Here is a 20413-nt window from a genome sequence, read left to right as displayed (position 1 = left end):
TGCGGTGCGAGCTTGCCTGGGGCGGCCCGGCGCGGCGCTCATGCATCGATCCCCGGCAGGTCGATGACGATGCGCAGCCCGCCGAACGGCGAGGCCTGGGCCTGGATGCGGCCCTCGTGCGCCTCGACGATGTTGCGGCAGATCGCCAGGCCCAGCCCGCTACCGCCGCTGGCGCGGTTGCGCGATCCCTCGACGCGGTAGAAGCGCTCGAACAGCTTCTCGAGCTTGTCGAGCGGCACGCCGGGCGCGCTGTCCTCGACCACGATGCGCACGCCGCTCTCGTGACGATCGGCGCGCAGCTGCACCACGCCGCCGCGATCGGTGTAGCGCAGCGAGTTCTCGAGCAGGTTCGCGATCAGCTGCTGCAGCCGCCGCTCGTCGCCGCTGATGGACAGCGGCGACGGCGCGACATGCACGCGCAGCTCGAGGCCCTCGGCCTCGAGCCGGCCCTGCATGCCGCCGACCGCCGTGCGCAACACCGTGGCGACGTCGATCGGCGTGCGACGGTAGGTCATCGCGCCGATGTCGGTCAGCGAGAGGTCGTGCAGGTCGTCGACCAGCTTGCCCAGCCGGCCGACCTCGGCGTGCATTGCATCGACCGACTGCGCGGTGGTCGGACGGATACCGTCCTGGATCGCCTCGAGCTCGGCGCGCAGCACCGCCAGCGGTGTGCGCAGCTCGTGCGAGATGTCGGCCATGAAGGTGCGGCGCGCGCGCTCGGTGTGCTCCAGCGTCTGCGCCATGCGGTTGAAGTCCTTCGCGAGATGGCCGAGCTCGTCGTTCGAGCCGACCTCGATGCGCGAGGCGTAGTCGCCGGCCGCCAGCCGCTGCGTGGCGCCGGCCATGCCGCGCACCCGCCGCAGCAGCGCGCGCGACAGCACGAAGGTCAGCAGCGCCGCCACCGCGATCGAGCCCAGGCCGATCAGCGTCAGGGCCTTGAACTGCCGCTCGAGGAAGCGCGCGTCGTCCTTGGGCAGCACGTCCTCGAAGGGAACCATCGCCACCCAGCCGACGATGCGCCCGTCGACCGACACCGGCAGCCGGATCGAGTCCGGCCCGACCGAGGGATTGCCCACCACGCGGCGCAGTTGCGCATCGAGCAGGCCGATGCGCGCGAGGGCGCCGGTCTGGTCGGACGAGGCGAGCTGCGGCGCCGGATCCACGCCGGGCTCGCGCGCGATCGGCAGCACCAGCTCCATCCAGTTGCGGAAGTCCTGCCGCAGGAACTGCCAGTCGCCGTGCGCCGCATAAGCCGCGGCCACGCGCGGCACCATCTCCTGGACATGCGCACGGCCCTGCTGGTTGAGGTAGCCGAGGAAGCCGCGCGCGAACACGAAGCGCATGGCGCTGGCCTGAACCACCACCACGGCGGCGCAGGCCACCAGCACGAAGAAGAAGAGCTTGGTCCGGATGCCGATTCTCATGATGAATGCCGATGATGCCGCGCGCGGCGGCGCCCGTGGCGGGTCCGGGACCATTGGCTGCGCCGCGGCCCGCAAAAGCAAGGAAGGCCATGCCGGCGGTACGATCTTCACAGTTGCTCCACATTGCGCTCGCAAGATCGGGGCTCACGGAACCCGACTCCCCTCCCTCCCCATGCCCCCTTTTCAAGCAGCGCATCGCGGTGCGCGCGAAGCTTCGCGCGCGCCGCGAAGCGTCATCGCCTTCCTGTGCATTGGCATGCTCGCGGCCTGCGGTCTCTTGAAGCCCGACACCCCGCGCGCTCCCGTGCCGCCGCCCCCGACGGCGACCGCGCCGGCCGCCCCAGCCGCTCCAGCGGCGGCAGCCGCCGCGCTCCCTGGCGCCACGGCCGCGGCCTCCCATTGCAGCGTGGTGCTCTATGGCGACTCGATCCTGCACGGCGGCTATGGCGGCAACCTGCGGCTGGCCGAGCCGCCGGCGGCGGCGCTCAAGCGGCTGCGGCCGCGCTACACGGTCGACGACCGCAGCGCCAACGGCGAGACGGCCACCGCGCGCGCGGCGGGCTTCGCGAACGAGAAGCGCGCCGCGCGCTTCGTCGTCATCGCCCACGGCCTCAACGACGCGGCGCTCTCGCTGCCGGTGGAGGCACCGTTGCGCAGCATGATCGCCACCGCGGTGCGCGAAGGCCGGGTCGTGATCGTCACGGGGCTGTCGCGCCAGCGCATCCCGGTGCCGGGCCGCGACCAGTACGACGCGGCCATCCGCAAGGTGGCGCTGGAGACCGGCGCGGGCTTCGCGGACTGGGGCGCGGAAGAATTCAGGGCCGCCGAGATGGCCGACATCCTGCATCCGGCCGGCGCCTATTCGCAGCGGCTGTCGATGCGCATCGTGCAGACGCTCGACCGGCTGGCGCCCGACTGCCGGGTCTGAAGCAGCCATCGATCGGGCCGCATTCCCAATGAAAAAGGCCGGAAGCCCCTTGGAGCTTCCGGCCTTTTTGCCGTGTGTCTGGTCCCGCCGCCAGGAATCGAACCTGGATCTCAGCCTTCGGAGGGCCGAATTCTATCCGTTGAAATACAGCGAGAAATGGGTTTCCGGTCGAACCGGAGCCTCGCATTATCGCCTATCAGGCGGCCGCCGTTTCGGCTTCGTGCGCGGCCGCGCCATTCGCCCCCGTCTGCCGCGCGAAACCGAGGCCCGCGAGATACACCCGGAAGGTGCGCCGGCCCGTGGGCACGAGGTCGAAGGCTGCGGGATCGAGCAGCCAGTTCTGGATCAGTCCGCTGATCAGCGCATGCAGCCCCTGCGCCGCCACGCTGCCGGGCACCGGCAGCCTGATGCGGGCGCGGCGCGCGGCCAGCCGCAGGGCCTTCTCGAAATCGCCCACGCAGGCATTGCGCGCATCGAGATGCCGCTGCTGCACCGAGGCCATGTCGTGGGTGTATTCGACCTTGTGGGTCGCCACGTCGAACACGCGGCGCACCTGCGGGTCGGTGGTCATGAGGGTCAGCGCATGCACCATGCCCTCCTCGATCTCGGCCAGCGGGTCGTCGTGGCCGACGGCCGCGGCCTTCGGCGGTGCCTCGAGCGGGAGGATGACCCGCTCCATCATCGCGTTGAAAAGATCGGCCTTGTCCTTGAAGTGCCAATAGATGGCGCCCCGCGTCGCCCCGGCCTGCTGCGCGATCTGCTGCAGCGTGGTCTGGGAGACCCCTTGCGCCTGAAACAGCAGTTCCGCGGCATCGAGCAGTCGATTCCGCGTCGCCAGTGCTTCTTCCTTCGTACGACGTGCCACCAAGTCTCCTGATTTGTAAAGGCAACGCCCTTTGCATATCGTGGGGCCATTGCGTGGATGTCACTATACATCCATGAATGTATGTAAACTGTCGCCCTTCCCGATGGCCCACCTGGCCGTGCTGGCTTTCCGGCGCGGCCGCAGAAATCGCCGTCTCCCGTCTTCGCTTCAAAGGAATCGCATGCCTCTCCTGCATGTTTCGCGCCCATCGTTTCTTTCGCCGCGCCTCGCGACCGTGGCTGCCGTCGTGTTGCTGGTCATCGCGGGTTGTTCGAAGAGCGATGCCCCCGCCGGTGCCGGCGCGGGCGGCGGTGGCGGCGCCCATCCCGCCCCCGAAGTGGGCGTGATCGTCGCGACCCCGACCGACGTCGGCCTGGTGACCGAACTGCCGGGCCGCCTCGAGGCTTCGCGCGTCGCCCAGGTGCGCGCCCGCGCCGCCGGCATCCTGCTCAAGCGCGAGTTCCGCGAAGGCAGCGACGTGAAGGCCGGCCAGCTGCTGTTCCGCATCGATCCGGCACCGCTGGTGGCCGCCACGCAGAACGCGCAGGCCGCGCTGGCCCGCTCCGAAGCCAATGCCGCGCAGGCCAAGGCACTGGCCGACCGCTACAAGCCGCTGGTCGAGGCCAATGCGGTGAGCAAGCAGGAATACGTCAACGCGGTGGCTTCGCAGAAGACCGCCGAGGCCGACGTGGCCGCCAGCCGCGCCGCGCTGCAGACCGCGAAGATCAACCAGGGCTACGCCGACGTGACCTCGCCGATCGCGGGCCGCATCGGCCGCGCGCTGGTCACCGAGGGCGCGCTGGTCGGCCAGGGCGATGCCACCGAGCTGGCCGTGGTGCAGCAGATCAATCCGCTGTACGTGAACTTCACGCAGTCGGCCTCCGACGTGCTGAAGCTGCGCCGCGCGGTCGCCGCGGGCCAGTACAAGCGCGCCGGCGGCGAGGACGCCGCCAGCATCCGGCTGGTGCTCGAGGACGGCACCGAGTACGGCCAGGACGGCAAGCTGCTGTTCTCCGACCTCACGGTCGACGCCACCACCGGCCAGGTCACGCTGCGCGCCGAGATCCCCAACCCCAAGGGCGAACTGCTGCCGGGCCTGTACGTGCGCGTGAAGCTCGAGCAGGCGCAGGCCAGCAACGCGATCACGGTGCCCCAGCAGGCGGTCACGCGCACCCAGCAGGGTGACCACCTCACGGTGGTGGGCGCCGACGGAAAGCTGAGCCAGCGCACGGTGAAGATCAGCGCCGCCAAGGACAACCAGTGGGTGGTGCTCGAAGGCCTGAAGGCCGGCGAACAGGTGATGGTCGACGGCTTCCAGCGCCTGCAGATGATGCCGCCGGGCACGCCCGTGAAGGCGGTCCCGTGGACGAAACCGAATCCCAACGGTGCGGCGCCCGCCGCCGCGCCGGCAGCCTCTGGCGCGGCACCCGCCCCCCAGAAGGCAGCCTCGGCTCCGGCCGAGAAGAAGTAATCAAGGAGCGCGCCCGCAATGGCCAAATTCTTCATCGATCGACCCATCTTCGCGTGGGTGATCGCGCTGTTCATCCTCGTGCTCGGCGGCGTGTCCATCACGCAGTTGCCGATCGCCCAGTACCCGCCGGTGGCGCCGCCCGCCATCGTGATCAACGTGGCCTATCCGGGCGCCTCGGCCCAGACGCTCGAGGACAGCGTGCTGTCCGTGATCGAGCGCGAAATGAACGGCTCGCCCGGCCTGATCTACATGGAATCGGTGGCGCAGGCCGACGGTACCGGTGCGATCACCATCAGCTTCGAGCCCGGCACCAATGAAGACCTCGCGCAGGTCGACGTGCAGAACCGGCTCTCGCGCGCCACGCCGCGGCTGCCCTCGGCGGTGACGCAGCAGGGCGTGCGCGTCGACAAGTCGCGCGACAACTTCCTGCTGTTCGCGATGCTCTCGTCGGACAACCCCGACGTCGACCCGGTGGCGCTCGGCGACTATGCCGCGCGCAACATCGTGCCGGAACTGCAGCGCATCGCCGGCGTGGGCCAGGTGCAGCTGTTCGGCTCCGAGAACGCGATGCGCATCTGGATCGATCCGGCCAAGCTGCAGGGCTTCAACCTGTCGCCGGCCGACGTCAACAACGCGATCCGCGCGCAGAACGCCCAGGTGTCCTCGGGCACGCTCGGCGACCTGCCGAACGTGCCGGGCCAGGCCATCGCCGCCACGGTGACGGTCAACGGCCAGCTCACCAGCGTCGAGCAGTTCCGCGAGATCGTGCTGCGCGCCAACACCGACGGCTCGACCGTGCGCCTGAAGGACGTGGCGCGCGTCGAGCTCGGCGGCCAGAGCTATGCCACCTCGGCGCGCCTGAACGGCGTGCCCGCGGTGGGCGTCGGCGTGCAGCCCACGCCGACCGGCAACGCGCTGAAGTCGGCCAAGGCCATCCGCGCGAAGATGGGCGAGCTCGAACGCTACTTCCCCAAGGGCGTGAAATGGGACATCCCCTACGACAGCTCGCGCTTCGTGCAGATCTCGATCACCGAGGTGGTGAAGACCCTGTTCGAAGCCATCGCGCTGGTGTTCCTCGTGATGTTCCTGTTCCTGCAGAACTGGCGCTACACGATCATCCCGACCATCGTGGTGCCGATCGCGCTGCTCGGTACCTTCGCCACCCTGCTCGCTCTAGGCTTCTCGATCAACGTGCTGACCATGTTCGGCATGGTGCTGGTGATCGGCATCGTGGTGGACGATGCGATCGTGGTGGTGGAGAACGTCGAGCGCATCATGAGCGAGGAAGGGCTCTCGCCGCTGGAGGCCACGCGCAAGGCGATGCAGCAGATCTCGGGCGCCATCATCGGCGTGACCGTGGTGCTGATCTCGGTGTTCGTGCCGCTGGCTTTCTTCGCGGGTTCGACCGGCAACATCTACCGCCAGTTCTCGGCGGTGATGGTGGCCTCGATCGGCTTCTCGGCCTTCATGGCGCTGTCGCTCACGCCGGCGCTGTGCGCCACGCTGCTCAAGCCGGTGGAAGCCGGCCACCACCACGAGAAGCGCGGCTTCTTCGGCTGGTTCAACCGCGGCTTCTCGCGCACCGCCAAGGGCTATGAAGGCATCGTCGCGCGCATCCTGCGCCGCGCCGCGCGCTACCTGATCATCTACGCGGCGATCATCGGCGCGGTGGTGTACTTCTACACCCATCTGCCGAGCTCGTTCCTGCCGCAGGAAGACCAGGGCAACATCATCGTGAACGTGCAGCTGCCCCCGGGCGCGACGCAGGAACGTTCGCTGTCGGTGATGCAGCAGGTCGAGGGCTTCATCATGAAGCAGCCCGAAGTGCAGAGCATCGTGAGCGTGATGGGCTTCAGCTTCTCGGGCCAGGGACAGAACGCGGGCCTCGCCTTCGTGACGCTCAAGGACTGGGACGAGCGCAAGGACCCGGGCAACTCGGCCAGCGCGCTCGCCGGCCGTGCCTTCGGCGCGCTCTCGGGCATCCGCGACGCCTTCATCTATCCGCTGAGCCCGCCGCCGATTCCCGAACTGGGCAACGCCAGCGGCTTCAGCTTCCGGCTGCAGGACCGCGCGGGCGCGGGCCACGAGGCACTGGTCAACGCACGCAACCAGCTGCTGGGCATGGCCTCGCAGAGCAAGATCCTGTCGCAGGTCCGTCCCGACGGCCTGGAAGACGCACCGCAGTTGCAGATCGACATCGACCGCGACAAGGCCAACGCCCTGGGCGTGACCTTCGACGCGATCAATGGCGCGCTGTCGACCGCGCTGGGTTCGAGCTACATCAACGACTTCCCGAACCGCGGCCGCCTGCAGCGCGTGGTGGTGCAGGCCGATGCGCCGGCGCGGATGCAGCCCGAGGACATGCTCAAGCTCAATGCCACCAACACGCAGGGCCAGCCGGTGCCGCTGGGCGCGTTCGCGACCACCAAGTGGGTCAACGGCGCGACGCAGACGGTGCGCTACAACGGCTATCCCGCGATGCGCATCAGCGGCGACGCGGCGGCCGGCTACAGCACCGGTGCCGCGATGGCCGAGATGGAAAAGCTCGCCGCGCAGCTGCCGCAAGGCTTCGGCTTCGAGTGGACCGGCCAGTCGCGCGAGGAAAAGCTCGCCGGCTCGCAGGCCATGATCCTCTACGGCTTCGCGATCCTGGCGGTGTTCCTCTGCCTGGCCGCGCTGTACGAGAGCTGGTCGATCCCGCTGTCGGTGATCCTGGTGGTGCCGCTCGGCGTGATCGGCGTGCTGCTCGCGACGCTGCTGCGTTCGTACTCGAACGACGTGTACTTCCAGGTGGGCCTGATCACGATCATCGGCCTGTCGGCGAAGAACGCGATCCTGATCATCGAGTTCGCCAAGGACCTGCAGGCGCAGGGCCGCGGCGTGATCGAGTCGGCGCTCGAGGCCGCGCACCTGCGGTTCCGGCCGATCATCATGACCTCGCTGGCCTTCGGCCTCGGCGTGGTGCCGCTGTTCACGGCCTCGGGTGCCGGCTCGGCGAGCCAGCGCGCGATCGGCACCGGCGTGCTCGGCGGCATGGTGACGGGCACCCTGCTCGCGGTGATCTTCGTGCCGGTCTTCTTCGTGGTGGTGCGCACGCTGTTCAAGGGCAGCGAGCGCCAGCGCGAAGCCAACAAGCGGCATGCGCAAGCCGCCGGCATCACGGAGGAAAAACATGAACCTCAATAACAAACTGATTCCCACCGCGCTGGCGGCCGCGCTGCTGCTGGCCGGCTGCTCGCTGATCCCGACCTACGAGCGCCCCGCGGCGCCGGTGCCCACCACCTACCCGGGCGATCCGGCGCAGCCGGCCGGGCCGGCCGCCTCGTCGATCCCGTGGCAGGACTTCTTCACCGATCCGCGCCTCGCGGGCCTGATCCAGACCGCGCTGGCCAACAACCGCGACCTGCGCGTCTCGGTGCTCAACATCGAGCAGGCGCGCGCGCAGTTCCAGATCCAGCGCGCGGACCTGTTCCCCGCGCTGGGCCTGTCGGGCAACGGCTCGCGCTCGAGCCCCAACCCGTACCAGGCGATCGACAGCAGCCAGGGCAGCGTGACGTCGCAGTACTCGGTCAACCTCGGCATCACCGCCTGGGAGATCGACTTCTTCGGCCGCATCCGCGCGCTGAAGGACCAGGCGCTGGCGCAGTACCTCGCGACCGACGAAACGCGCAAGGCCGCGCAGATCAGCCTGATCGCCGCGGTCGCCAACGGCTGGCTCACGGTGCTGGCCGACGACGAGCTGCTCGAGATCACGCGCCAGACCTTGAGCACGCGCGAGGAATCGGTGCGGCTGACCAAGCTGCGCTTCGACAACGGCGTGTCGTCCGAGCTCGACTTCCAGGCCGCCAACTCGCTGGCCGAGACCGCGCGCGCCGCCTATGCGCAGCAGCTGCGCACGCGCCAGCAGGACGAGAACGCGCTCGCGCTGCTGCTGGGCGCGCCGGTGCCGGCCAGCGCCTTCGCGGGCGCCAAGGGCCTGGGCGGCATCCGCCCGATCCCCGACGTGCCCGCGGGCCTGCCCTCCGACCTGCTGGCCGAGCGGCCCGACATCCGCGCGGCCGAGCAGCAGCTGATCGGCGCCAACGCCAACATCGGCGCGGCGCGCGCGAACTTCTTCCCGCGCGTCTCGCTGACCACCTCGATCGGCACCGCGAGCAGCGAGTTCTCGAACCTGTTCGACCGCGGCACCAAGGCCTGGAGCTTCGCGCCCACGGTCACGCTGCCGATCTTCGACGCGGGCCGCAACATCGCGGGCCTCGACTCGGCCAAGGCCGGGCGCGAGATCGCGGTGGCGCAGTACGAGAAGTCGATCCAGACGGCGTTCCGCGAAGTGGCCGACGCGCTCGCGGGTCGCGCCACCTTCGGCGAGCAGGCACGCGCGCAGCGCGCGCAGGCCGATGCCGAGGCGGTGCGCTTCAAGCTCTCGGACCTGCGCTATCGCAACGGCGTGGCCAGCGCGCTCGACCTGCTCGACGCACAGCGCTCGCTGTTCACGGCGCAGCAGTCGGCCGTGACCACGCAGCTGCAACTGCTGCAGAACCAGGTCACGCTGTACAAGACGCTGGGCGGCGGCTGGGCCTCGCGCGATGCGGCCGCGGCCGGCACCGCGACCAGCGGCACGAGCGGTGGCGCGGCCCCCGCGGCCACGACCGGCGCGGCCTCGACGCCGCCCGCCGTCGTCATCCGCCGCAAGGGCTGAACCCGCTTCGAAGGTTGTTTGCGCGCAAATCCGCGCACGCTCATGCGACCGGCCCTTCGCCTTGCGGCGAAGGGCCTCTCTATAATCGTCGGTTGATTCGAAAAACGCCCCCCGACGAGCCCCCGATTTTGAGGACGCCATGAGCGCAGACCCGCATTACCAGGCCACCGAAGAAGCCCACACCGGTCCGATCAAGAATCCCAAGCAACTGCTGCTGGCGGTCTTTTTCTCCTTCCTCGCACCCATCTTCATCATCGTGGGCCTCGTGGCCTATGTGGTGTCCGGCAACAAGCCGGCCGGTACCGCCGAGGGCGACAACATGGCGCTCTACGGCGTCACCCAGGAAGCGCGCGACCGCGAGGTGGCCGATCGCCTGAAGAAGATCGGCGCGATCGAGATCCGCGATGCCAACCGCCCGCTGGCGGCCGGCGAAGCGGTGTTCAAGGCCCAGTGCGTGACCTGCCACGGCGCGCCCGGCATTCCCGGCGCACCGCACCTGAACGACGCGGCCGCCTGGGGCCCGCGCATCGGCCAGGGCTACGCCACGCTGCTCGAGCATGCGCTCAAGGGCAAGGGCGCGATGCCGGCCCAGGGTGGCGGCGACTTCGAAGACCTCGAGATCGGCCGTGCCGTGGTCTACATGGCCAATGCCGGCGGCGCCAAGTTCCCGGTGCCCGACCGTCCGGCGGCGGCAGCCCCGGCCGATGGCGCTTCGGCGGCCGCGGCACCCGCGGCTTCGGGCGCGGCCCCCGCAGCGTCTGGCGCGGCGCCTGCCGCTCCGGCGGCCAGCGCCAGCAAATAATTCTTCGCAGAGGATCGCGGCCCGCGCGCCGCGTCCGCCCAGCAAAAAGCCGGCTTCGCGCCGGCTTTTTTGCGTTCGCTTGCTACGCTTTAGATAGCAATTCAGGCTTGCGTGGCATGGCGTTCGGCCGGGCTCAGCACATGCCCGAAGCGCGCCGGCAGTTCCGCCGCCGTTACCGTCTCGGGCGTCCACAGCCCCTGCTCGATCGCATCGGCCGCGAGACCCACGTCCTGCGTGTGAACCAGCCCCAGCCCGGGCGCCGCCGACAGATAGAGGTGCCCGTGCTCATCGAGCAGGCAGCCCGTGACCTCGACGGCCTGCCCCGTGTGCGCCGTCACCGCGAAGCCGGTCTCGGCGATGCGCCAGATCAGCGGCGCCGCCTCCAGCTCCACGTAGACGCGCTGCGGCCCGTTCTGGAAGAACCACTGGCCCTCGTCGTCGTGCTCGTAGTTGCGGTGGATGAAGTCGATCAGCTTGTCGTGCCGCAGCATCGAGCCCTTGGCGGCCGGAAACGGCCCCTGGGCCTGGGTGCGGTCGTCGCGCATGTACCAGTTGCCGCGCGCGTCGAGGCCGAGCCAGCCGTAGCAGTGCGGAACGTGGGGCCACTTGGCCAGGGCCTGTCTGACGATGTCGTCCATGGCCTCATTGTCCCCGCGGCACGGCGCGCACCGCGTCGGCCGGCACGCCGGCCTGGCGGCAGAGCCAGCGCCCGACCTGCTCGGGCATGCCGCGCACATGGCCCGGCGGCCGCCCCATCGGAAAGCCCACGTGGCCGCCGTGCGCGGGCTGCCACAGCGTGACGTGGCGGCCGACCTCGCCGGGCCGCGGTAGGCTGGCCGCGGGAATGAAGGGGTCGTTGCGTGCATTCACCGCCAGCGCCGGCACGCGGATCGCGCCCAGGTGCGGCTTGGCCGACCCGCGCCGCCAGTAGTCGTCCGCGTCGACGAAGCCGTGCAGCGGCGCGGTGAAGACATCGTCGAAGGTCCGCAGGTCGCGCGCGGCCGCGAGCCGGGCGCCATCGAACAGCCCCGGGAACTGCGCCAGCTTGGCCAGCGCCTTGGGCTTCATGGTCGCGAGGAACATGCGGGTGTAGACCAGCCGGTTGAAGCCGCGGCCGATGGCGTCGCCGCCGGCCGCGAGATCGAGCGGCGAACACACCGAGGCCACCGCGCTCACCACCCGCGAAGCGCTCTCGCCGGCCTCGCCGGCCCAGCGCATCAGCGCGTTGCCGCCGAGCGAGACGCCGGCCGCGAGCACCGGCGCGCCGTCCTTGCGGCTCGCGCGCATGCGCGCCAGGATCCAGCCGATCTCCTCGAAGTCGCCCGAGTGGTAGGCGCGCGGTGCGAGGTTCATCTCGCCGCTGCAGCCGCGGAAATGCGGCACCGCGAAGTCCATGCCGCGCGCGGCGGCGAAGTCGGCGAAGGCCTCGGCATAGTGGCTGCGCGAGGAGCCTTCGAGGCCATGGAACAGCACCAGCAGGGGCCGGCCGCCGGACTCGCCCCGCGAACCGGGCGCATCGGCGAAGTCCACGTCGACGAAGTCGCCGTCGGGCGCGGTCCAGCGCTCGCGCCGGTACACCGGCGCCGCGCCCTCGAAGCGGCGCGCATAGAGCGCGCCCCAGATCGTCTGCAGGTTGCCGCCCGGCAGCCAGCGTGGCGCCAGGTAGTCCATCGCGGACGGCGTCGGCGCGTCGGGCGTGCCGGAGGGAAAGGAAGAAGGAAGGAACGCGGACATCGAACGAAGGAAGAGGACGCCGGCGCTCAGTGCAGCATCTGCGGGAGCTCGTTCGCGTCGTCGGGCTCGCGCGCGCTGCCCGGGCTCGCATGGTGCGCCACCATGCGCCAGCCCTGCGCGGTCTTGTGATAGACGTTGGTCGCCAGCACGAAGGCATGGCGCGGCCCCTCGACCGTGAGCACCTCGATGCGCTCGAGCACGTTGTGGACCGCGCTCGCGATCGAGTCGATCTTGCGCACGTGCGCGGGCGTGGCGTGGATCGCGCCGTTGCCGAACATCTGCTCGAACGCCGAGCGGATCGCCGCCGTGCCCACCAGCCGCGGACCGCCCGGATGGACGCAGAACACCTCGTCCTCGTCGGCCCAGCAGGCCATCAGCGCGTCGATGTCGCCGCGCTGCAGCGCCTCGTAGAAGGCGGCCTCGATGTCGTCGGCGGTGCCGCCGATGGCCGCGGCGGTGCGGAGTGGGGACTTGGGCATGGGCGTGATTCTGCCGCGCCGTGCGTGACGCGGGCGCTGCACTGCTTTGGCACGGCGCGCACCGTGCCGCCGCAGCCCCGGGCGATCGACCGCTCCACTTTGGACCATTTGGACAAAACAACGACCACAAAAATCATCAAACCATTGATTTGAAAGGACTTTTTCGACTGGCACGCCGCATGCAAGGAGCCTCGCCATCCCGCAACCGGAGCCCTTCCATGAACGTCGGCATCTTCATTCCCATCGGCAACAACGGCTGGCTGCTGTCCGAGAACGCCCCGCAGTACAAGCCCAGCTTCGAGCTCAACAAGGCGATCACGCTGAAGGCCGAGCACTACGGCGTCGACTTCGTGCTGTCGATGATCAAGCTGCGCGGCTTCGGCGGCAAGACGGAGTTCTGGGACCACAACCTCGAGTCCTTCACGCTCATGGCCGGGCTCGCGGCCGTCACCACGAAGATCAAGCTGTTCGCCACCGCGGCCTCGCTGGTCATGCCGCCGGCCATCGTCGCGCGCATGGCCTCGACCATCGACTCGATCTCCAACGGCCGCTTCGGCCTCAACCTCGTCACCGGCTGGCAGCGCCCCGAGTACTCGCAGATGGGCATGTGGCCCGGCGACCAGTTCTTCGGCACGCGCTACGAATACCTGTCCGAATACATCCAGGTGCTGCGCGACCTCTGGGGCACGGGCCGCTGCGACTTCAAGGGCGCGCACTTCCAGATGGACGACTGCCGCCTGAGCCCGCGCCCGCAGGCCGACATGAAGGTGATCTGCGCCGGCCAGAGCGACGCCGGCATGGCGTTCTCGGCCAAGTACGCCGACTACAACTTCTGCTTCGGCAAGGGCGTGAACACACCGCGCGCCTTCGCGCCCGCGGCCGAGAAGCTGATCGAGGCCAGCGCCGCCACGGGCCGCCACGTCACCAGCTACGTGCTGATGATGGTGATCGCCGACGAGACCGACGAGGCCGCGCGCGCCAAGTGGGAGCACTACAAGGCCGGCGCCGACAGCGAGGCCATCGCCTGGCTCGGCGCGCAGGGCGCAGCCGACACCAAATCGGGTGCCGACACCAACGTGCGGCAGATGGCCGACCCGACCTCGGCCGTGAACATCAACATGGGCACGCTCGTGGGCTCCTACGAGACCGTGGCGCGCCTGCTCGACGAGGTGGCCGAGGTGCCCGGCACCGAGGGCGTGCTGCTGACCTTCGACGACTTCCTCGCGGGCGTCGAGGCCTTCGGCGAGCGCATCCAGCCGCTGATGAAGAGCCGCGCGAACGTGCCGAGCCCGGTGCCCTCGCGCGTCGAACCCGAACGCCTCGCGGCCTGACCCGGAGCACGCCATGAACGCACCGGCCCGCAACGCCACCCTCACCTCGACCACGCCCGTCGGCGCGCCGCGCGCCGCGGGCGCGCCCGCCCCGCTGATCCTGCCCGCGCGCCCCGAGCCGCTCGCGCTGCATGCGAGCGACACCGCGCTCGTCGTGGTCGACATGCAGAACGCCTATGCCTCGCTCGGCGGCTACGTCGATTCGGCCGGCTTCGACATCTCGGGCGCGCAGGGCACCATCGCCGGCATCGTGCGCGCCATCGCCGCGGCGCGCGCGGCCGGCCTGCTGGTCGTGTTCCTGCAGAACGGCTGGGACGCCGGCTATGTCGAGGCCGGCGGCCCCGGCTCGCCCAACTGGCACAAGTCGAACGCGCTCAAGACCATGCGCGCGCGGCCCGAGCTGCAGGGCCGCTTCCTCGCCAAGGGCGGCTGGGACTACGAGCTCATCGACGAGATGAAGCCGCAGCCCGGCGACATCGTCGTGCCCAAGACGCGCTACAGCGGCTTCTTCAACAGCACGCTCGACAGCACGCTGCGCTCGCGCGGCATCCGCCACCTCGTGTTCACCGGGATCGCGACCAACGTCTGCGTGGAATCCACGCTGCGCGACGCCTTCCACCTCGAGTACTTCGCCGTGATGCTCGAGGACGCCACGCACGAGCTCGGCGGGCCCGCGATCCAGCAGGCCTCGGTCTACAACATCGAGACCTTCTTCGGCTGGGTTTCCTCGGTCGACCACTTCTGCGGCAGCTTCGCGCCGGCCGCGCTGTCGCAACCCGCCCCGGCCGAAACGGCCACCGCCTGATCCTCTTTTCTCCAGGAGCCTTTCCATGCCCAAGCAAGCCATCATCCCGCCCGGCACCGGCGTGCCGCTCGCCCCCTACGTGCCCGGCACGCTCGCCGACGGCGTGCTCTACGTCTCGGGCACGCTGCCCTTCGACCAGGACAACAACGTGGTCCATGTCGGCGACGCCGCCGCGCAGGCGCGCCATGTGCTCGCCACCATCCAGGGCGTGGTCGAGGCCGCGGGCGGCACCATGGACGACGTGACCTTCAACCAGATCATGATCAAGGACTGGGCCGACTACGCGAAGATCAACGCGGTCTATGCCGAGTTCTTCCCCGGCACCAAGCCGGCGCGCTTCTGCATCCAGTGCGGCCTGGTGAAGCCCGACGCGCTGATCGAGATCGCCTCGATCGCGCACGTGGGCCGGAAGGCCTGAGCTCGATGAGCACCCTGCACTACGAGGTGCATGGCCCTTCGGATGCCGCGGCCACCGTGCTGCTGTCGTCGGGCCTCGGCGGCTCGGCCGGCTTCTGGCAGCCGCAGCTCGGCGCGCTGGTCGCCGCGGGCCACCGCGTCATCGCCTACGACCAACGCGGCACCGGTCGCAGCCCCGCCGCGCTGCCCGAGGCCTATGCGATCGCCGACATGGCGCGCGACGTGCTCGAGATCCTCGATGCCACCCACACCGCGCAGTGCCATTTCGCGGGCCACGCGCTCGGCGGCCTCGTGGGCCTGCAGCTCGCGCTCGACGCACCCGCGCGCATCGCGAGCCTGGTGCTCGTCAACGCGTGGGCCCGACCCAATCCGCATTCGGCGCGCTGCTTCGATGCACGGCTCGCGCTGCTCGGTGCCTGCGGTGCGCGCGCCTACGTCGAGGCGCAGCCGATCTTCCTGTACCCCGCGGCCTGGGCCGCCGAGCATGCGCAGCGCGTGGCCGACGAGGTAGACCATGCCTTCGCGCACTTTCCGGGCGAGGCCAACATGCGCGCGCGCATCGGCGCGCTGCGCGCCTTCGACGTGGCCGCGCGCCTCGGCGAGATCGCCGCGCCCGCGCTGATCGCGGCCGCCAAGGACGACGTGCTCGTGCCCTGGACCTGCTCGCAGCATCTCGCCGACGGCCTGCGCGACGTCACGCTCGACTTCGTCGCGCACGGCGGCCATGCCCACAGCGTGACCCAGGCCGAGGCCTTCAACCGCGGCCTGCTCGATTTCCTCTCGCGGGTCGCCGCACCCGCAGCCATCGCATGACCACTTCCTCTTCGCTCGACGACGCGGCGCTCGCGCTGCTCTTCACCGCCGCGCGCAGCCACAACGGCTGGACCGCCGAACCGGTTTCCGACGCGCAGCTGCGCCAGCTGCACGCGCTCGCCAGCCTCGGGCCGACCTCGGCCAACTGCTCGCCCGCGCGCTTCGTGTTCGTGCGCACGCCCGAGGGCAAGGCCCGGCTCGCGCCCGCGCTGTCCAAGGGCAACCTCGAGAAGACGATGAGCGCGCCCGTCACCGTCATCGCCGCCTGGGACCGCAGGTTCTACGACCGGCTGCCCACGCTGTTCCCGCATGCCGATGCGCGCAGCTGGTTCACCGGCAGCCCCGAGGCCGCGCACGAGACGGCTTTCCGCAACGCCAGCCTGCAGGCCGGCTACCTGCTGCTGGCGGCGCGCGCGCTCGGGCTCGACGCGGGCCCGATGTCGGGCTTCGACAAGGCCAAGGTCGACGCCGCCTTCTTCGAGGGCAGCGACTGGACCGTCAACTTCCTCATCAACCTCGGCCACGGCGACGCGTCGAAGCTGTTCGGGCGCCTGCCGCGCCTGGGCTTCGACGAGGCCTGCGTGCTGGCCTGAAAGCCCTCGGCATGCAACACGCCATGGCCTCCATTCCGACGCCCGCCGGGTTGCCGCCCGGTCTGCAGAAAAGCGACTATCGCAACGCAATGGCGCGACTGGGCGCGGCCGTCAACATCATCACCACCGACGGTCCCGCGGGCCGCGCCGGCTTCACGGCCTCGGCCGTCTGCAGCGTGACCGACGAGCCGCCGACCCTGCTCGTGTGCCTGAACCGCTCGGCCTCGGTGTACCCGGCCTTCAAGGCCAATGGCGTGCTGTGCGTGAACGTGCTCGCCGCGGGCCACCAGTCGCTGTCCGCGCTGTTCGGCGGCCGCACGCCGATGGACGAGCGCTTCGCCGCCGGCCGCTGGCGCCGCGATGCCACCGGCTCTCCGATGCTCGAGGACGCGGCCGTCTCCTTCGACTGCCGCGTGATGCACGCCACCAGCGCGGGCACGCACGACGTGCTGTTCTGCGAAGCCGTGGCCATCGCCATCGGTGGCGCGGCGCAGGGGCTGATCTACTTCGATCGGCGTTATCACGAGATCGCGGCGCCGCCGCACTGAAGCCGCGAACTCAACGCGGCTCGATGCCCTGCAGCACGATGCGCTGCACGTTCTCCACGGTGCGCTCGAAGAAGCCCTCGTCTTCCAGCGTGTGACCCGACAGCGCCTGCACCTGCACGCCGAAGTCGGCGTAGTGCTGCGTGATCGCCCACAGCGCGAAAATCAGGTGCGGCGGATCGACCGGCGCGAGCTTGCCAGCTTCGACCCAGGCGCGGATCACTTCGGATTTCTTCTCTACCAGCGTGCGCAGCTCGCGATCGAGTTCGTCGCGCAGCAGCGGCGCGCCCTGGATCATCTCGAGGCAGAACAGGCGCGAGGCATCGGGCCGGTCGCGCGAGATCACGAGCTTGCGGCGGATGTAGTCGCCGATCGCCTCGCGCGGATCCTGCTCGGCGCTGAAGCCGCGCAGCGGCTCGAGCCACAGCGCGAGCAGGTCGCGCAGCACGTTGACGTAGAGCTCCTCCTTGTTCGCGAAGTAGTAGAGCAGGTTGCTCTTCGACACGTCGGCGCGCGCGGCCACCTGGTCGATCGAGGTGCCATGCAGCCCGAAGCGCGAGAACAGCCCGAGCGCCGCGCCCAGGATCGCGCTGCGCTTGTTCTCGATCTGGCGCAGCCGCCGGTTCACCGCCGACGCGCTGCGCACGGCGGGCTTGCGGCTCGGCTTCTCGCTGTGGCTGGCCGCGGCCAGCGCCTTGGTCTTCGGCATCTTCCCTCGCTCTTTCTGTCTTCGTCGGTCGTTGGTTCGGAACGCGCACCACTGTAAGGCCGCGATGCATCGCACTGCGCCGCGCCGGTGTTCGCTAGGGCCTCGCGGCGCACCATGCTGACGCGACGAAAGCGATTTGTCCATTTGGTCCAACTGGCACAGACGTTGCATGGCGAAAGGCATGCCAAGCCCATGGAGCCATTCGCCATGACCCTGCTGTCCGTTCCCATCATCGATCTCGCACCGTACTTCGCCGGCACCGCCGAAGGCAAGGCCGAGGTCGCGCACAAAGTCGACGAAGCCTGCCGCAGCATCGGCTTCCTCGTGATCACCAACCACGGCATCGCACCCGAGCTGATCGCGCGCGTGGCCTCGCTGTCGCGGCGCTTCTTCGAGCTGCCCCTGGCCGAGAAGCGCAAGGTCGACCGCCCGCGCGAGGACGCGGTGCGCGGCTACAGCGCGGTCGGCGAGGAAGGCCTCTCGTACAGCCTCGAGGAAGCGGCACCGGGCGACCTCAAGGAGTCGTTCTCGATCGGCCCCTCGAACGTGCCCGACGACAACTACCACCGCGGTCCCGCGGCCGGCCCGCACTTCGAGCCCAACAGCTGGCCGCCGATCGAGGGCTTCCGCGAAGCCTACGAGGGTTACTTCGAGGCGATGAGCGATCTCTCGCGTTCGCTGATGCGCGTGTTCGCGCTCGGCCTCGCGCTGCCCGAGCGCTTCTTCGACGACAAGATCGACCGCCACATCAGCATGTTCCGCGTGCTGAGCTATCCGCCGCAGCGCGAGCAGCCGCTGCCGGGCCAGCTGCGCGCGGGCGCGCACAGCGACTACGGCAGCCTCACGATCGTGCTGCCTGACGACAAGGGCCTGCAGGTGTTCAACAAGGCCGGCCAGTGGGTCGACGTGCCGCAGGTCGAGGGTGGACTGGTCGTCAACATCGCCGACCTGATGATGCAGTGGACCAACGACCAGTGGGTGTCGACGCTGCACCGCGTGATCAACCCGCCCTTCGAGGTGGCGAGCACCAACCGCCGGCAGTCGCTGGTGTTCTTCCACCAGCCCAACTACGACGCGATGGTCGAGTGCCTGCCGAGCTGCCTCGCGCCCGGCGAACAGCCGAAGTACGCGCCGATCTCCTCGGGCGACCACCTGACCTCGAAGTTCGTCAAGCAGACGACCTTCGGCGGCACCAAGGTGACGGCGTAGCGAACATGGCTCACCTGTCCTACGTCAACGTCTTCGCGAAGGACGTGGTCGCGCTCAGCGGCTTCTACCAGCGCGTGTTCGGCTTCCCCGAGATCGAGGCGATCCGCTCGCCGATCTTCCGCGGCCTCGACACCGGCAAGTCGAGCCTGGGCTTCAACGCGCTCGATGCCTACGAACTGCTGCAGCTCGCCGAGTTCTCCGACACGCGCGGCGTGAAGTTCCTGCTCAACATCGACGTCGACAGCCAGGACGAGGTCGACCGGATGGTGCCGATCGCGCTCGAGGCCGGCGCCACGCTCGTCAAGCCGCCCTACCGCACCTACTACGACTGGTACCAGTCGGTGCTGCTCGATCCCGAGGGCAACGTGTTCCGCATCAACTTCATGCTGTGACGCGCCCGCGGCCTCCTCGCGCCTGCTCGCTCTCCTTCTTCTTTCCGGCCCCTTCCGCCATGCCTCTCTCGAAAGGTTGCTCCATGTCGCGCACTCCCGTTTCCTGCCTCGCCCTGGCCTTCGCGGCGGGCGCGGCGTCCCTCGCGGCGCTGCCCGCGGCCGCCGCCGACGGCTTCACGCTCAAGGACAAGCCCAAGATCGCGATGCTCTACTTCGGCCCGAAGAACGACGGCGGCTGGACCCAGGCCTTCGACGAGGCGCGCGTGAAGATCGAGAAGGAACTCGGCCAGAAGATCCAGTTCGTCGAGAACGTGCCCGAGGACGCCTCGGCCATCAAGCCCGCGGCCGAGAAGTTCATCCAGCGCGGTGCCAACATCGTCATCGGCACGGCCTTCGGCTATTCCGACAGCTTCAAGGACCTGGCCGCCAAGTACCCCGACGTCGCCTTCCTCAATGGCTCGGGCACCACCAACGGCCGCAACCTCGAATCCTTCTACGGCCGCACCTACGAGAGCCAGTACCTGTGCGGCATGGCCGCGGGCGCGGCCTCCAAGAGCGGCAAGCTGGGCTTCGTCGCGGCCAATCCCTTCGGCGTGGTGAACTGGACCATCAACGCCTTCGCGCTCGGCGCGCAGAAGATGAACCCCAACGCCACCGTCAACGTGATCTACACCGGCGCGTGGAACGACCCCGTGAAGGAACGCGCGGCCGCCGCCGCGCTGATCGACCAGGGTGCCGACGTGATCGGCCAGCACGTCGACAGCCCCACGCCGCAGATCGTCGCGCAGGAACGCGGCGTCTACGGCACCGGCCACCACCGCGACCTGCGCCAGTTCGCGCCCAAGGCCACGCTGTGCTCCTCGGTCTGGGTGTGGGACCGCTTCCTGACGCCCGAGCTCAAGAAGATCATGGCCGGCAATTGGAAGCCCGCCGAGTACGGCGCCTTCATTTCGATGAAGGACGGCGGCACCGACATCGCGGGCTTCGGCCCGGCCGTGCCCAAGGACAAGGCCGCGCTGATCACGGCCGAGCGCGACGCGCTCATGAAGGGCAAGCAGATCTACGCCGGCCCGCTGGCCGACCGCGACGGCAAGGAGCGCGTGGCCAAGGGCGCCGTGCTGTCCGATGCCGACCTCTGGAAGATGGACTGGTTCGTCAAGGGCGTGGTCACGCAGAAGTAGGCCGCGAGGAATTCCG

Annotated in this window: 20 protein-coding genes and 1 tRNA gene; 14 read left to right on the top strand and 7 right to left on the bottom strand. The window is 69.6% G+C overall.

The features are described from left to right. Window positions 1–38: 38 nt before the first annotated feature. On the bottom strand, window positions 39–1424 hold the full coding sequence (gene baeS, locus AC1HIL_RS06825; RefSeq protein ID WP_057597900.1) for a sensor histidine kinase efflux regulator BaeS: 1386 nt from the start codon (window positions 1422–1424) through the stop codon (window positions 39–41). Window positions 1425–1728: 304 nt separating this feature from the next. Between baeS and AC1HIL_RS06820 the strand changes: the two genes are divergently transcribed. Further along, a complete protein-coding gene (locus AC1HIL_RS06820; protein WP_479671438.1) occupies window positions 1729–2352 on the top strand; it encodes an SGNH/GDSL hydrolase family protein in 624 nt (207 codons plus the stop codon). 79 nt (window positions 2353–2431) lie between these two features. Here the strand turns inward: AC1HIL_RS06820 and AC1HIL_RS06815 are convergent. Both AC1HIL_RS06815 and AC1HIL_RS06810 read right to left on the bottom strand, forming a co-directional pair. After that, window positions 2432–2506 (bottom strand) — tRNA-Arg (locus AC1HIL_RS06815). A 42-nt stretch (window positions 2507–2548) separates the two neighbouring features. Further along, entirely contained in the window at window positions 2549–3220 is a 672-nt protein-coding gene (locus AC1HIL_RS06810) for a TetR family transcriptional regulator (protein ID WP_057593954.1), read from the bottom strand. Window positions 3221–3398: 178 nt separating this feature from the next. On the opposite strand from AC1HIL_RS06810, the gene AC1HIL_RS06805 reads away from it, so the two are divergent. The 4 genes from AC1HIL_RS06805 (at window position 3399) to AC1HIL_RS06790 (ending at window position 10189) form a co-directional block, all read left to right on the top strand. Beyond that, window positions 3399–4688, top strand: coding sequence for an efflux RND transporter periplasmic adaptor subunit (locus AC1HIL_RS06805; RefSeq protein WP_057593955.1), 1290 nt, complete (start codon window positions 3399–3401; stop codon window positions 4686–4688). Window positions 4689–4706: 18 nt separating this feature from the next. Beyond that, on the top strand, window positions 4707–7874 hold the full coding sequence (locus AC1HIL_RS06800; RefSeq protein WP_057593956.1) for an efflux RND transporter permease subunit: 3168 nt from the start codon (window positions 4707–4709) through the stop codon (window positions 7872–7874). After that, a complete protein-coding gene (locus AC1HIL_RS06795; protein WP_479671437.1) occupies window positions 7861–9387 on the top strand; it encodes an efflux transporter outer membrane subunit in 1527 nt (508 codons plus the stop codon). The genes AC1HIL_RS06800 and AC1HIL_RS06795 overlap by 14 nt, the downstream gene beginning before the upstream one ends. Before the next feature lie 139 nt (window positions 9388–9526). Continuing rightward, the gene (locus AC1HIL_RS06790) at window positions 9527–10189 is read left to right on the top strand and encodes a c-type cytochrome (protein ID WP_261215481.1); all 663 of its coding nucleotides are present in this window, start codon (window positions 9527–9529) and stop codon (window positions 10187–10189) included. 101 nt (window positions 10190–10290) lie between these two features. Here the strand turns inward: AC1HIL_RS06790 and AC1HIL_RS06785 are convergent, their stop codons facing one another. From AC1HIL_RS06785 to AC1HIL_RS06775, 3 genes are read right to left on the bottom strand one after another with little or no spacing between them, the layout of a single operon-like run. Further along, window positions 10291–10827, bottom strand: a complete 537-nt coding sequence (locus tag AC1HIL_RS06785; protein WP_479671436.1) for a DUF2946 family protein — start codon at window positions 10825–10827, stop codon at window positions 10291–10293. Window positions 10828–10831: 4 nt separating this feature from the next. Beyond that, window positions 10832–11923, bottom strand: coding sequence for a YheT family hydrolase (locus tag AC1HIL_RS06780; protein ID WP_479671435.1), 1092 nt, complete (start codon window positions 11921–11923; stop codon window positions 10832–10834). 26 nt (window positions 11924–11949) lie between these two features. Then, window positions 11950–12402: a YybH family protein gene (locus AC1HIL_RS06775; protein WP_057593960.1), complete on the bottom strand. Its 453-nt coding sequence runs from the start codon at window positions 12400–12402 to the stop codon at window positions 11950–11952. A 218-nt stretch (window positions 12403–12620) separates the two neighbouring features. On the opposite strand from AC1HIL_RS06775, the gene rutA reads away from it, so the two are divergent. From rutA to rutF, 6 genes are read left to right on the top strand one after another with little or no spacing between them, the layout of a single operon-like run. Beyond that, window positions 12621–13733 (top strand): pyrimidine utilization protein A, encoded by a 1113-nt coding sequence (rutA, locus tag AC1HIL_RS06770; RefSeq protein ID WP_479671434.1) that lies wholly within the window; start codon window positions 12621–12623, stop codon window positions 13731–13733. A 13-nt stretch (window positions 13734–13746) separates the two neighbouring features. Next, window positions 13747–14538, top strand: coding sequence for a pyrimidine utilization protein B (rutB, locus tag AC1HIL_RS06765; protein ID WP_479671433.1), 792 nt, complete (start codon window positions 13747–13749; stop codon window positions 14536–14538). Window positions 14539–14563: 25 nt separating this feature from the next. Continuing rightward, a complete protein-coding gene (rutC, locus tag AC1HIL_RS06760; protein ID WP_431511195.1) occupies window positions 14564–14956 on the top strand; it encodes a pyrimidine utilization protein C in 393 nt (130 codons plus the stop codon). Between the two features lie 5 nt (window positions 14957–14961). Then, entirely contained in the window at window positions 14962–15768 is an 807-nt protein-coding gene (gene rutD, locus AC1HIL_RS06755) for a pyrimidine utilization protein D (RefSeq protein ID WP_479671432.1), read from the top strand. Then, window positions 15765–16361: a malonic semialdehyde reductase gene (locus tag AC1HIL_RS06750; protein WP_479671431.1), complete on the top strand. Its 597-nt coding sequence runs from the start codon at window positions 15765–15767 to the stop codon at window positions 16359–16361. The genes rutD and AC1HIL_RS06750 overlap by 4 nt, the downstream gene beginning before the upstream one ends. A gap of 23 nt (window positions 16362–16384) precedes the next feature. After that, entirely contained in the window at window positions 16385–16909 is a 525-nt protein-coding gene (gene rutF / locus AC1HIL_RS06745) for an NADH-dependent FMN reductase RutF (RefSeq protein ID WP_281081036.1), read from the top strand. Window positions 16910–16919: 10 nt separating this feature from the next. On the opposite strand, the gene rutR is transcribed toward rutF, so the two are convergent. Beyond that, window positions 16920–17615, bottom strand: a complete 696-nt coding sequence (gene rutR, locus AC1HIL_RS06740) for an HTH-type transcriptional regulator RutR (RefSeq protein WP_093350367.1) — start codon at window positions 17613–17615, stop codon at window positions 16920–16922. A gap of 207 nt (window positions 17616–17822) precedes the next feature. Here rutR and AC1HIL_RS06735 point away from each other — a divergent pair, with 207 nt between their 5' ends. The 3 genes from AC1HIL_RS06735 (at window position 17823) to AC1HIL_RS06725 (ending at window position 20397) form a co-directional block, all read left to right on the top strand. After that, window positions 17823–18824: an isopenicillin N synthase family dioxygenase gene (locus AC1HIL_RS06735; protein ID WP_479671430.1), complete on the top strand. Its 1002-nt coding sequence runs from the start codon at window positions 17823–17825 to the stop codon at window positions 18822–18824. 5 nt (window positions 18825–18829) lie between these two features. Further along, window positions 18830–19216, top strand: coding sequence for a VOC family protein (locus tag AC1HIL_RS06730; RefSeq protein ID WP_479671429.1), 387 nt, complete (start codon window positions 18830–18832; stop codon window positions 19214–19216). Window positions 19217–19299: 83 nt separating this feature from the next. Then, complete coding sequence (locus AC1HIL_RS06725) at window positions 19300–20397, top strand: BMP family ABC transporter substrate-binding protein (RefSeq protein ID WP_479671428.1); 1098 nt, start codon at window positions 19300–19302, stop codon at window positions 20395–20397. Window positions 20398–20413: the final 16 nt, after the last annotated feature.

It is taken from the genome of Variovorax sp. ISS6 (assembly GCF_056523145.1).
This window is presented reverse-complemented; position numbering and strand designations above follow the sequence as displayed.

Excerpts from the sequence above, each read along its gene's own strand:
- baeS (WP_057597900.1), bottom strand. The coding sequence starts at position 1,424 with ATGAGAATCGGCATCCGGACCAAGCTCTTCTTCTTCGTGCTGGTGGCC.
- AC1HIL_RS06805 (WP_057593955.1), top strand. The coding sequence starts at position 3,399 with ATGCCTCTCCTGCATGTTTCGCGCCCATCGTTTCTTTCGCCGCGCCTC.
- AC1HIL_RS06800 (WP_057593956.1), top strand. The coding sequence starts at position 4,707 with ATGGCCAAATTCTTCATCGATCGACCCATCTTCGCGTGGGTGATCGCG.
- AC1HIL_RS06795 (WP_479671437.1), top strand. The coding sequence starts at position 7,861 with ATGAACCTCAATAACAAACTGATTCCCACCGCGCTGGCGGCCGCGCTG.
- AC1HIL_RS06790 (WP_261215481.1), top strand. The coding sequence starts at position 9,527 with ATGAGCGCAGACCCGCATTACCAGGCCACCGAAGAAGCCCACACCGGT.
- AC1HIL_RS06785 (WP_479671436.1), bottom strand. The coding sequence starts at position 10,827 with ATGGACGACATCGTCAGACAGGCCCTGGCCAAGTGGCCCCACGTTCCG.
- AC1HIL_RS06780 (WP_479671435.1), bottom strand. The coding sequence starts at position 11,923 with ATGTCCGCGTTCCTTCCTTCTTCCTTTCCCTCCGGCACGCCCGACGCG.
- AC1HIL_RS06775 (WP_057593960.1), bottom strand. The coding sequence starts at position 12,402 with ATGCCCAAGTCCCCACTCCGCACCGCCGCGGCCATCGGCGGCACCGCC.
- rutA (WP_479671434.1), top strand. The coding sequence starts at position 12,621 with ATGAACGTCGGCATCTTCATTCCCATCGGCAACAACGGCTGGCTGCTG.
- rutB (WP_479671433.1), top strand. The coding sequence starts at position 13,747 with ATGAACGCACCGGCCCGCAACGCCACCCTCACCTCGACCACGCCCGTC.
- rutC (WP_431511195.1), top strand. The coding sequence starts at position 14,564 with ATGCCCAAGCAAGCCATCATCCCGCCCGGCACCGGCGTGCCGCTCGCC.
- rutD (WP_479671432.1), top strand. The coding sequence starts at position 14,962 with ATGAGCACCCTGCACTACGAGGTGCATGGCCCTTCGGATGCCGCGGCC.
- AC1HIL_RS06750 (WP_479671431.1), top strand. The coding sequence starts at position 15,765 with ATGACCACTTCCTCTTCGCTCGACGACGCGGCGCTCGCGCTGCTCTTC.
- rutF (WP_281081036.1), top strand. The coding sequence starts at position 16,385 with ATGGCCTCCATTCCGACGCCCGCCGGGTTGCCGCCCGGTCTGCAGAAA.
- rutR (WP_093350367.1), bottom strand. The coding sequence starts at position 17,615 with ATGCCGAAGACCAAGGCGCTGGCCGCGGCCAGCCACAGCGAGAAGCCG.
- AC1HIL_RS06735 (WP_479671430.1), top strand. The coding sequence starts at position 17,823 with ATGACCCTGCTGTCCGTTCCCATCATCGATCTCGCACCGTACTTCGCC.
- AC1HIL_RS06730 (WP_479671429.1), top strand. The coding sequence starts at position 18,830 with ATGGCTCACCTGTCCTACGTCAACGTCTTCGCGAAGGACGTGGTCGCG.
- AC1HIL_RS06725 (WP_479671428.1), top strand. The coding sequence starts at position 19,300 with ATGTCGCGCACTCCCGTTTCCTGCCTCGCCCTGGCCTTCGCGGCGGGC.